9 protein-coding genes are annotated in these 10,717 nt (G+C 73.4%); 3 read left to right on the top strand and 6 right to left on the bottom strand.

Going from position 1 to position 10,717, the window contains the following annotated elements; translation table 11 throughout:
* Window positions 1–94: 94 nt before the first annotated feature.
* The gene (locus FGF04_RS35855) at window positions 95–565 is read left to right on the top strand and encodes a hypothetical protein (protein ID WP_149515567.1); all 471 of its coding nucleotides are present in this window, start codon (window positions 95–97) and stop codon (window positions 563–565) included.
* 60 nt (window positions 566–625) lie between these two features.
* Window positions 626–1,432, top strand: coding sequence for an SDR family oxidoreductase (locus FGF04_RS35850; protein WP_149515566.1), 807 nt, complete (start codon window positions 626–628; stop codon window positions 1,430–1,432).
* Here FGF04_RS35850 and FGF04_RS35845 read toward each other — a convergent pair.
* The 5 genes from FGF04_RS35845 to FGF04_RS35825 all read right to left on the bottom strand — a co-directional run bounded on the left by FGF04_RS35845 (window position 1,411) and on the right by FGF04_RS35825 (window position 7,764).
* Entirely contained in the window at window positions 1,411–2,937 is a 1,527-nt protein-coding gene (locus FGF04_RS35845) for an SDR family NAD(P)-dependent oxidoreductase (RefSeq protein ID WP_235882671.1), read from the bottom strand. The two genes, FGF04_RS35850 and FGF04_RS35845, sit on opposite strands and share 22 nt — an antisense overlap.
* A gap of 103 nt (window positions 2,938–3,040) precedes the next feature.
* Window positions 3,041–4,366 (bottom strand): wax ester/triacylglycerol synthase family O-acyltransferase, encoded by a 1,326-nt coding sequence (locus FGF04_RS35840; protein ID WP_149515565.1) that lies wholly within the window; start codon window positions 4,364–4,366, stop codon window positions 3,041–3,043.
* A 187-nt stretch (window positions 4,367–4,553) separates the two neighbouring features.
* Window positions 4,554–5,774 (bottom strand): glucose-1-phosphate adenylyltransferase, encoded by a 1,221-nt coding sequence (glgC, locus tag FGF04_RS35835; RefSeq protein WP_149515564.1) that lies wholly within the window; start codon window positions 5,772–5,774, stop codon window positions 4,554–4,556.
* Between the two features lie 51 nt (window positions 5,775–5,825).
* Window positions 5,826–6,977 carry a glycogen synthase gene (glgA, locus tag FGF04_RS35830; RefSeq protein ID WP_149515563.1) on the bottom strand — a complete coding sequence of 384 codons (1,152 nt, stop codon included), beginning with the start codon at window positions 6,975–6,977 and terminating at the stop codon, window positions 5,826–5,828.
* A 37-nt stretch (window positions 6,978–7,014) separates the two neighbouring features.
* The gene (locus FGF04_RS35825) at window positions 7,015–7,764 is read right to left on the bottom strand and encodes a (2Fe-2S)-binding protein (protein ID WP_149515562.1); all 750 of its coding nucleotides are present in this window, start codon (window positions 7,762–7,764) and stop codon (window positions 7,015–7,017) included.
* A 239-nt stretch (window positions 7,765–8,003) separates the two neighbouring features.
* Between FGF04_RS35825 and FGF04_RS35820 the strand changes: the two genes are divergently transcribed.
* On the top strand, window positions 8,004–9,425 hold the full coding sequence (locus FGF04_RS35820; protein WP_149515561.1) for a DMT family transporter: 1,422 nt from the start codon (window positions 8,004–8,006) through the stop codon (window positions 9,423–9,425).
* Window positions 9,426–9,479: 54 nt separating this feature from the next.
* On the opposite strand, the gene FGF04_RS35815 is transcribed toward FGF04_RS35820, so the two are convergent.
* The gene (locus FGF04_RS35815) at window positions 9,480–10,673 is read right to left on the bottom strand and encodes a transglycosylase family protein (protein ID WP_149515560.1); all 1,194 of its coding nucleotides are present in this window, start codon (window positions 10,671–10,673) and stop codon (window positions 9,480–9,482) included.
* Between the last annotated feature and the right edge of the window lie 44 nt (window positions 10,674–10,717).

The following is a 10,717-nucleotide window of genomic DNA, read 5'->3' as shown; positions in this document are numbered from 1 at the left end:
CGCGCAGTTCAGTTCCCGTTGGCCCGGTCGAAATCTGGTCATGATCTGCTGGCGCGAGACGACGGCCTTTCTCGCCCGCAGGGAGGACTGGCGCATGGAACTGCGCAGTGTCGAAGAGCTGATGGACCTGCTGCACGCCTGCCGGGGTTCCCGGGGCACCGCCTGCCCCGGCGGCGCCCCGGTCGACCTGCACGAGCACGCGCTGCAGACCGCCGCGCTGCTGCGCCGGGGCCGCCCGGCGGACAAGGAGCTGCAGGTGGCGGGCCTGGTGCACGTCGTCGGGCAGCTGCTGTGGCCGGGCGATCCCGCTGCCCGTGCCCACCGGGCGGCCGGTGCGGTGGGCCCGCTGCTCGGCGACCGGGTCGCCTCCCTCGTGCGCCTGCACGGGGAGGACCGGGGACGCGAGCCGGCCCCGGACGACCGGTTCGCGGAGGACGTGCTGCTCCTGCGGCAGGCCGACGAGTCCGCCGGGACCTCCGGCCTGGACGCCGGGGTGCTGGAGGACTGGCGCACGGTGCTGGAGCTCCTGTCGTCCCGGCACGCGCCCCTGGGAGCCGCCGACTGACGCCCCGCGCCCGCCTTCCGGGGCCTGTCGCCTGACGACCCGTCATGAGACGGTACGGGGATGACGCCGCCGTACGGGCTCCAGGGCAAGGTCGCCGTCGTCACCGGGGCCTCGCGCGGCATCGGCCTGGCGGTCGCCGAGGCGTTCACGGCCGCGGGGGCGCGGGTGTGCCTGACGGCACGGGACGCGGACGGGCTGCGCCGGGCCGCCGCGGGGCTGGACGCCGTGGCACTCGCGGGCACCGTCGCCGACCCGGCCCATCTGCGCCGGCTGACCGGGCTGGCGATGGAGGCGTACGGCCGGATCGACGTGGTGGTGAACAACGCGGCGACCAACCAGCCCTACGGCCCGCTGATGGACGCCGACCCCGACCGCTGGCGCGAGGCGTTCGCGGTCAACGTCGAGGCGCCGCTGCGGCTGGTGCAGTACGCGTGGCGGGCCTGGCTGCGCGAGCACGGCGGCTCGGTCGTGAACATCTGCACCGAGGGCGCGACGCACGTGGGCCCCGGCCTGGGCGCCTACGGCACGAGCAAAGCGGCTCTGCTGCACCTGACCCAGCAGCTCGCGGGCGAACTGGCGCCCGGGGTCCGGGTCAACTCGGTCTCCCCCGGCCTCGTCCGCACGGAGATGGCCCGCTTCGTGTGGGAGCCGGCGGACGGCGCGCCCACCGGCCTCCCCCTCGGCCGCATCGGCGACCCCGAGGACATAGCCCGGGCGGTCACGTGGCTGGCTTCGGACGAGGCCCGCTGGATCACGGGCACGGACCTACTGGTGGACGGCGGCACAAGGGTCCGGGCAGCGAGAAGCCAGGCCCCTTCACAACCCGGGCCCCGCCCACCGATCACCTACCACTTACCGGGCGCGTAGTCCTTCAAGAAGACCCCGTACAGGTCTTCGCCCTCCTGCCCGCGCACGATCGGGTCGTACACCCGGGCCGCCCCGTCCACCAGGTCCAGCGGCGCGTGGAACCCGGCGTCGGCCAGCCGGATCTTGTCCGGGTGCGGCCGCTCGTCGGTGATCCACCCGGTGTCGACGGCGGTCATCAGGATGCCGTCCTTCTCGAACATCTCCTGCGCACTGGTGCGCGTGAGCATGTTGAGCGCGGCCTTGGCCATGTTGGTGTGCGGGTGCCCGGCACCCTTGTAGCCGCGGTTGAACACGCCCTCCATGGCGGACACGTTCACGATGTACGTGCGTCCCGCCTCGGCCGCCGCCATCGCGGCCCGCAGCCGGCTGATGAGGATGAACGGCGCCGTGGAGTTGCACAGCTGCACCTCCAGCAGTTCGACCGGCGTGACCTCCTCGACGGCCTGGATCCAGCTGTTGGTGTCGTGCAGGTCGGGCACGAGCCCGCCCGCGTCGATGGCGGTGCCGGCGGCGATCCGCTCCAGGGACGCGGAGCCGGAGACGAGCGCGAGGTCGGTGACGTCCTGCGCGGTCAGCGCGCCGCCCCCGGCCACCGGCAGGGCGGACACGGCACCGGAGCCGAAGGTGCCGATGACCTCGGCGGGCGGCAGCTCACCGGCGGGCAGCGGCCCCGACTCGGCGGCGAGCAGCTCGCTGTAGGCGCCCGGCGAGCGGCGTACCGTCTGGGCGGCGTTGTTGATCAGGATGTCGAGCGGTCCCGCGGCGGCGACGGAGTCGGCGAGCGCGACGACCTGGGCGGGGTCGCGCAGGTCGATGCCGACGATCTTCAGCCGACCGATCCACTCGTCGCTGTCGGGCATGGCCTTGAAGCGGCGGATGGCGTCGTTGGGGAAGCGCGTGGTGATCGTGGTGTGGGCGCCGTCGCGCAGCAGCCTGAGCGCGATGTACATGCCGATCTTGGCCCGGCCGCCGGTGAGCAGCGCGCGCTTGCCGGTGAGGTCGGTGCGCGCGTCGCGGCGGGCCCGGTTCTCGGCTGCGCACTTCTGGCAGAGCTGGTGGTAGAAGTAGTCGACCTCGACGTACCGGCTCTTGCAGATGTAGCAGGAGCGCGGGCGCTCGAGTATCCCCGCGATCGCGCCGGCCTCGGTCACGGACGACGGCAGGATGCCCTCGGTCTCGTCGTCGATGCGCTGCGCGGAACCGGTGGCGGTGGCCTCGGTGACGGCCTTGTCGTGGGCGGTCTTGGCGGCCCTGCGCTCCTGGCGCCGGCGCTGCTTGACCGAGCGGTAGATCCCGGCGGTGGCGCGGCGCACGGCGATCGCGTCGGGGTGGTCGACGTCGATCTTCTCCAGCTCGTCGAGCACGGCGAGGCAGACGGCCAGCCGCTCCGGGTCGATACCGGGGCCGTACGCGCCGTCCGGGGTCTGTGCCGTGTCCGTGTCCGGGGCCTGTGCCGTGTCCACGGCCTGGGCCGGGATCGCCGGGCCGTCCTCTGTCACCGTCATCGCCGTTGCCGTTCCTCGGGTTCCGCGCGGCGCTCCGACCGCGCTCGCCTACGAAGGCGGAATTTTACGGAGCACGGGGCAAAGGCACCAAACCCGTTGCGGCTCAGAGCGCGCACGCGGCCGTGAGTTCCGCCACCTCCGCGGTCAGCGCCCCGGCCAGCACGTCGAGGTCGGGGACAGCTTGTGCGTCGGCGACGAGCCCGTAGTGGACGCGTCCGCGGAACGTCGACACCGCGACCGCGAGGGCCTGGCCGCGGGCCAGCGGGGCGAGCGGGTACACCTCGGTCAGCGGGCAGCCGCCGAGCTTCAGGCCGAGGCTGGGCAGCGGCACGCTGGTGACCAGGATGTCGAAGAGCAGCCGGGCCGCCCGGCCGACGACGGGCATGCCGAGCCGGTGGCCGAGCGACGGGACGTGGTCGGCGAGCAGGGCGACGGCCCCCGCGCCCCGGTGGGGTCCGGCCTCCTTGTTGCGGTCCATCGCCGTACGGACGGCGGCGAGCCGGGCGAGCGGGTCCGGGTCGTCGACGGGCAGGCGCATCAGGTAGCCGGAGAGCCGGTTGCCCTGCGGGTGCGCGGTGCGCGGGCGCCGGCGCGAGACGGGGATCAGGGCCCGGGGCGAGACCCCGTCGCTGCCGTCGCCGTGCTCGTCCAGCCAGCGGCGCAGGGCGCCCGCGACGACGGCGATGAGGACGTCGTTGACGGTGCCGCCCACGCTCTTGCGGATGGTGTGGATCTCGTCGAGCTCCACGGCGGCGCCCGCGACGCGGCGGGTGCCGGTGGATGCGCAGCCGAGGGCGGCGGAGGAGCGTACGTCCCAGGTCGCGCGGGCGACGGAGGCGCCGATGTCGAGGGCCCGGCCCAGGTCGCGGACCGAGTCGCGGACGTGTCCGGGCAGCTTGCGCACGTCGGGGAGGAAGCCGCGCGCGGGCTCCTCGGGGCACGGCCGGGGCGCGGGCAGGTCCATGGGGTCGAGGACGGCCGCGGCGAGCGTCAGGGCCCGCAGTCCGTCCGCCAGCGCGTGGTGGAACTTGAAGAGTACGGCGAAGGAGGTGCCGTCCTCGCCGGGCACCACGTGCGCCTCCCACGGGGGCCGGTCGCGTTCCAGGGGGCGCTGCATGATCGCGCCGGCGACGGCGTGGAAGTCGGCGGCGGGGGCGTGCAGGCGGACGTGGTCGAGCGGCTCGAAGTCGGGCGCGGCCTCGCGGGCGGCGCCGCCGAGGGCGGAGGGGTGCCAGGTGTCGCGGATGCGCATGCGCAGCCCGGAGACGCCGGCCGCGCGGGCGGCGAGCAGGTCGGCCGCGTGCCGGGCCGCGGCGGGCGAGTGGGCGCCGAAGACCCCGAGTGCGGCGAGGTGCATGGGGTGCCGAGGGGACTCGATGTTCCAGAACGCCAGGTCGAGTGGTGCGAGGAGGTCGGACTCGGAGGGCATCGGATCGGCTCTCGCGTCGACGACGGGTGAGCCGGCAGTCAATCCCGGTCGGCCGATTACGGTCAAGTACGATCACGCCACGCACAGTTAACAACAGATTAAGTCCCGCTCCTCGCGGAAGGAGCGGGACTCATGGGGCCGGCGGGGCCGGTGGGGCGATGCGGAGTGGCCGACATCACCCCGGCCGTCACGGCACCTGCTGGCCCTTGCCCAGGGCGATCACGCCCGCCTTGGAGACCGTGTACAGCTCCTGGTCGCGGTCCGGGTTGACGCCGATGGTCGCGCCCGGCGGCACCTGCACGTTCTTGTCGAGGATCGCGCCGCGCACGACCGCGCCCCGGCCCACGTGCACGTTGTCGTGGAGGATCGAGCCCTGGACGACCGCTCCCGGGTCGACGACGACACCCGGCGAGAGGACCGAGCGCGTGACCTGGCCGCGGATCAGGCAGCCCGCGCTGATGATCGACTCGCTGGCCATGCCGCTCGCGTTGAAGCGGGCGGGCGACAGCTGGCCGGAGCTGGTGTAGATGGGCCAGGTGCGGTTGTAGAGGTTGAAGGCGGGCCGCTCCGCGATCAGGTCCATGTGCGCGTCGTAGTACGCGTCCAGGGTGCCCACGTCACGCCAGTAGCCCTGGTCGCGGGTGGTCTCGCCGGGTACGTGGTTGTCGCTGAAGTCGTAGAGCGCGGCCTCGCCGCGGTCGGTGAGCTGGGGCAGGATCGAGCCGCCCATGTCGTGCACCGAGTCGCCGTCCTCGGCGTCACGCTGGAGCGCCTCGATCAGGGCCTTGGTGGTGAAGATGTAGTTGCCCATGGAGGCGAAGACGCAGTCGGGAGCGTCCTGCAGACCGGGCGGGTCGGCCGGCTTCTCCAGGAAACGGTCCACCGTCTGCCCGTCCGTGCCCGGGGTGATCACGCCGAAGGAGGACGACTCGGATCTCGGCACCCGGATGCCGGCCACGGTCACGCCGGCGCCGCTGTCGATGTGCCGGGCGAGCATCTGCCGCGGGTCCATGCGGTAGACGTGGTCCGCGCCGAACACCGCCACGTACTCCGGCTGCTCGTCGTACACCAGGTTCAGGGACTGCAGGATCGCGTCCGCGCTGCCCAGGAACCAGCGCGGGCCGAGCCGCTGCTGGGCCGGGACGGGCGTCACGTAGTTGCCCAGCAGGCTGGACATCCGCCAGGTCGTCGTGATGTGCCGGTCCAGCGAGTGCGACTTGTACTGCGTCAGGACGCAGATGCGCAGGATGTCGGCGTTGACGAGGTTGGACAGCACGAAATCGACCAGGCGGTACGTACCTCCGAACGTGACCGCTGGTTTGGCCCGGTCCGCGGTGAGGGGCATCAGGCGTTTGCCTTCCCCGCCCGCCAGCACGATCCCGAGCACCGAAGGTCCACCACGACGCATGGCCGCTCCCCTAACCCTCTTTGATCCATGCCTGCCCGCGGGCAGGCCGGATTACGCCTGTTTGAGGATCTCCTCGTAGAGCCGGACCGTGCGCCGGGCGACGGCGTCCCAGCCGAACTCCCCCACCGCGCGCTGCCGTCCGGCCTCGCCCATCCGCCGGGCGGTCCCGGTGTCCCCGAGGACCGAGTCCAGCGCCTGCGCGAGTCCTGTCTCGAAGTCCTCGTCCATGGTCACCAGTACCCCGGTTTCGCCGTCCTCAACGACCTCGGGGATACCGCCGATCCGCGAGGCGACCACCGGGGTCCCGCAGGCCATCGCCTCCAGGTTGACGATGCCGAGGGGCTCGTAGACCGAGGGGCAGACGAACACCGCCGCGTGCGTGAGGAGCTGGATGACCTCCGGGCGGGGCAGCATCTGCGGAATCCAGTGCACTCCCTCGCGGACCCGGCTCAGCTCCTCGAACAGGACGCGGAACTCCTGGTCGATCTCCGGGGTGTCGGGCGCGCCCGCGCACAGCACGACCTGGGCGGCCGGATCGATGTCGCGCACCGCGCGCATCAGCTGCGGTACGCCCTTCTGCCGGGTGATGCGGCCGACGAACAGGACGTACGGCCGGGAGGTGTCCAGGCCGATCCGCTCCAGGACGTCCGTGCCGTGGTCGGGCCGGTAGAGGGTGGTGTCGATGCCGTTGTGCACGACGTGGACCTTGGCCGGATCCAGGGAGGGGTAGGAGCCGAGGATGTCCTCGCGCATGGCCCCGGAGACGGCGATCACCCCGTCGGCGGCCTCGATCGCGGTGCGCTCGGCCCAGCTGGAGAGGGCGTAGCCGCCGCCCAGCTGCTCGGCCTTCCAGGGGCGCAGCGGCTCCAGGGAGTGCGCGGTCATGACGTGCGGGATGCCGTGCAGCAGCTTCGCGAAGTGGCCGGCGAGGTTTGCGTACCAGGTGTGCGAGTGGACCAGCTCGCGGCCCTCCAGGGCGGCGGCCATGGAGAGGTCCACGGAGAAGGTGCGCAGCGCGTCGTTGGCACCGTCGAGCCCGGCCCAGGGCCGGTGCCGGACGACCCCGCCCGCGGCGCCCTCGCCCCAGCAGTGCACGTCCAGGTCGGTGAGCGGCCTCAGCTCGCGGGCGAGGAACTCCACATGGACCCCCGCTCCGCCGTAGACGTCCGGCGGATACTCCCGGGTCAGCAGTCCCACTCGCACCCAGTACTCCCTGTCTCGGCGGCCGATTCCCACATGGTCACCCAGATGCGACCGGTGGGGAAGAGTGCGGGGGCCTCTCGAAGCAGCAGTCCCCGCACACTCCGCCCCCGGGTACCCGGTAATAGAGGCAGCAACTGCGCCGGCGGAAGTCCGTTCCGTCCAGGGTGCCGCAGTCGCGCAGGTCGGGGTGGTCGAGGAGCTCGGCGGTGAGGTCGCGGGCGCGGCCGGCCAGATCGCTCCTGCCGTGTGCGGCGGCCCAGCGGCCGAGCTGCCGTGCGGCGCCGGTGAGCGCGGAGGCGGAGTTGCCCAGCAGCAGGCCCGCGGCCACCGGGTGCCGGGCCCGCAGCGCCGCCGCGAGGGGTTCCAGGTGGCTGTCGTGCACGGCCCGGCGGACCGTCGCGGCGTCGCCGGGCAGCGACCGCACCCCGGCCAGCCACAGGTCCTCGGGGGCGCTGCCGTCCGCGTCCCAGCGCAGCAGCCGGGGGTCGAGGTCCGGGATGCGTCCGTGGAGCACGGCCGCGCCCAGGGCCACAGACCACAGCCGGGCGGCGAGCCCCTGCTGGGCGATCGAGACCGCGACGCGCGCCTCCGGCGTGCCCAGCGCCCGGGCGACCTTGCGGACGCGGAAGGCGAGCGGATCGGTTCCGTCCGGAACCCTCCCTTCGTAGGCCTGCGCGAGCGTCGGCAGCGGCGGGCTCCCCGTGCGCAGGGCGAAGAAACCGCCGAGGGCGTCTTCGAGGGGACCTGCGGGTGAGGCGAGCCGCCCGAGGTCCGGATCCGGGTTCACGGGGACAAGTAGACCAAGCGGGCATAACGATGCCGCGGGGCGGGTTGTACGTCGTGTCACCCGACTTGGGGAGGACTGGGCCCAAGACGTACTCCATCGGCAGTAGGACCCAATGACTGCTCAGGGACGACGACACGGGACCTTTCACAAGGGATCGTCATCAGCATGGAAGCCGACCGTTCGCCGCACCGGACGCCCCGCCCGACGGAGCCCGTCCGTCCCACGCAGAGGAGCGACACATGAGCGCACTCGTGCTGTCGGTGGTGCTCTCTCTCGTCTCCGCCGTCGCCTACGCCGGCGGGGCCATCGTGCAGGAACGCGTCGCGGCGGCCACGCCCGACCGTACGTACGCTCCCATGCGCCGGCTCGCCTGGTGGGCCGCGGTCGGCCTCAACGCCCTCGGCGGGCTGCTGCACGTCGTGGCGCTGGCCTACGGGCCGCTCAGCCTGGTCCAGCCGCTCGGCGCGCTGACCATCGTGTTCGCGCTGCCCATGGCCGCCGTCTTCGTCCGCCGCAGGGCCGGGGCGACCGCCTGGCGGGGCGCGATCATGGCGACGGTCGGCCTGGCGGGCATGCTGGCCCTGGTCGGCACGGCCGACGCCCAGTCCCTGAGCGGCACCCAGCGCCTGGTGGTGGGCCTGGTCACCGGCGGTGCGGTGCTGGCGCTGATGACGGCGGCCCGCGCGGCGCACCGGCACCCGGCCGTGCGCAGCGTGCTGCTGGCCGTCGCGGCCGGTGTCGCCTTCGGAATGTCCTCGGTGTTCACGAAGACCGTCGCGGTGGACTGGACGGGGGGCGTCTCGCTCGCCGACCTGCCGAGCCTGGCCGTGATCGGCGTCCTGGCCACGGCCGGGATGCTGCTGTCGCAGGCCTCCTACCGGGGCGCCGGTCTCGCGGCCCCGCTGGCCACGCTGACCGTCGTGAACCCGATCGTGGCCGCAGCGGTGGGCCTGACGATGTTCGGCGAGACGTTCCGGTACGGGACCACGGGGACGATCCTCGCCCTGGCGTGCGGGATCGTCGCGACGGGCGGCCTGATCCTGCTCACCACGGAGCGGCTCGCCGACGGTCCGGAGCGGGCCGACGTCACGGCGTCGCCCGGCACCACGGATGCGCACGGCACCACGGACCGGAGCGACGGACCGGAGCGTACGCGGCCGGCGGCGTCGGAGCCGATGTCGGCGCCGGCATCGATGCCGGTGCCTGTGCCTGTGCCTGTGCCTGTGCCGAAGGCTCCCGTGGCCGCGCAGACGGCCTCCGGGGCGGCGGACGCGTCCGTACGGCCCCTACGGCCCGCGCAGGGTCTCTTCCCCGGGACCGTGCTGCTCCCCGAGCAGGCCGTCGCCGAGGCGCTGCGGACCGGCGCGGGGGCGGGTGTGCGCGAGAAGGCGCTCCTGGCGGCCGCGGCCGGCGCACGTCTGCGCGTACGGGAGGAGATGTTCCCCGGGACGGCCGCCGGGGCGGCGTCCGCCGCCGGGCGGGAGCGGGCGCTGGTCCCGCCGCCCGGTTCCAACGGACCCCCGCCGCCGTCGGCCGGTGCGCCGGACGCCGCGGGTACGCCGGAGGACGAGGCGGCGTGGCCCGAGGGCGCCCGCTTCGGCGTCCCGTGCCTGCCCCTGTGGCCGACCCCGGTGATGATGCGGTCCTGTGTGAAGTCCTGACGGCACCCGTGCGCGTCGCCGCGCCGGAGGCCGCGACCCGCACGTACGTCCGCGTCAGAGCCTGACGCCGCCCGCACGCAGGTAGGCGACCGGATCGACGTCGCTGCCGAAGCCGGGTCCGGTCCGCACCTCGAAGTGCAGGTGCGGGCCCGAGCTGTTGCCCGTCGAGCCCGAGCGGCCGATGCGCTGCCCGCCGCCCACGCTCTGCCCGGCCTTCACGGAGATCGCGGACAGGTGGGCGTACTGGGTGTAGCGGCCGTCGCCGTGCCGGATCACCACCTGGTAGCCGAAGGAACCGCCCCAGCCCGCGGTGACCACGCTGCCCGACGCGACCGACTTGACGGACGTGCCGGTCGGCACGGGGAAGTCGACGCCGGTGTGGTAGCCCTTCGACCAGGAGGAGCCGCTGGCGTGGTACGGCGTACCGGTGCCGGCGGCGACCGGCGCGGTGAGGCCGTGCGAGACCGCCTGGGTCTTCTTCGCCGGCTTCTCCTCGGCCTTCTCCCTCTTCGCCGCCTTCTCCCGCCCGGACGCCTTCTCCTTCTTCTTCGCCTTGTCGGGCGAGGACGCGGCGGTGCCGGGCGCGGCCGAGGTGCGCAGGTCGAGCCGCTGGCCGGGCACGATCAGGTCGGGGTCGGCGCCGACGGTCCTGCGGTTGGTGTCGTACAACTTCCGCCAGCCGCCCGGTACTTCACGGGTGTCGGCGATGCCGGAGAGCGTGTCGCCGTGGACGACCGTGTACATCTCGGCGGTGCCGGCCCGCGACTGGGGCGTGGTCTGCGGCTGTACGTCGACCTTGCGCTCGGCGGTCGCGGTCCTCTTGGCGGTCTGCGTGGAGGTGCCCGAGGGGCTGATGTCGGGGCTGTCGCCGCCGCGGGTGAGCCCCGCCCGCTGGGAGCAGACGGGCCAGGCGCCCGGTCCCTGGCCCTTGAGGACCTTCTCGGCGATCGCTATCTGCTGGTCCTTCGAGGCGAGGTCGGCGCGGGCGGCGTACGCCCTGCCGCCGTAGGCCTCCCAGGTGGACTGGCTGAACTGCAGTCCCCCGTAGTAGCCGTTGCCGGTGTTGATGCTCCAGTTGTTCGTGGACTCGCAGGCGGCGACCTTGTTCCAGGTGTCCACGTCGGCGGCGCTCGCGACACCGGTGCCGATGAGCGGTATCGCCATTCCGGCACCGCCCACCGTGACCGTGAGGGACGCGCGGTTGATCCTGTTGGGCTGATACCGGCGGTGCCGGCCGCGTACGGCCATGAAGGTGCCCCCTCGACAAGCGTCAGGAGCGGCAAAAGTAAACG

This window comes from Streptomyces apricus (assembly GCF_008369065.1).
Taxonomy (GTDB): Bacteria; Actinomycetota; Actinomycetes; order Streptomycetales; family Streptomycetaceae; genus Streptomyces; species Streptomyces apricus.
Note: the sequence above shows the minus strand (reverse complement) of the source record. Positions and strands in the feature narration are given on the sequence as shown.

Excerpts from the sequence above, each read along its gene's own strand:
- FGF04_RS35845 (WP_235882671.1), bottom strand. The coding sequence starts at position 2,937 with ATGACGGTGACAGAGGACGGCCCGGCGATCCCGGCCCAGGCCGTGGAC.
- FGF04_RS35815 (WP_149515560.1), bottom strand. The coding sequence starts at position 10,673 with ATGGCCGTACGCGGCCGGCACCGCCGGTATCAGCCCAACAGGATCAAC.
- FGF04_RS35840 (WP_149515565.1), bottom strand. The coding sequence starts at position 4,366 with ATGCCCTCCGAGTCCGACCTCCTCGCACCACTCGACCTGGCGTTCTGG.
- FGF04_RS35820 (WP_149515561.1), top strand. The coding sequence starts at position 8,004 with ATGAGCGCACTCGTGCTGTCGGTGGTGCTCTCTCTCGTCTCCGCCGTC.
- FGF04_RS35855 (WP_149515567.1), top strand. The coding sequence starts at position 95 with ATGGAACTGCGCAGTGTCGAAGAGCTGATGGACCTGCTGCACGCCTGC.
- FGF04_RS35850 (WP_149515566.1), top strand. The coding sequence starts at position 626 with ATGACGCCGCCGTACGGGCTCCAGGGCAAGGTCGCCGTCGTCACCGGG.
- glgC (WP_149515564.1), bottom strand. The coding sequence starts at position 5,774 with ATGCGTCGTGGTGGACCTTCGGTGCTCGGGATCGTGCTGGCGGGCGGG.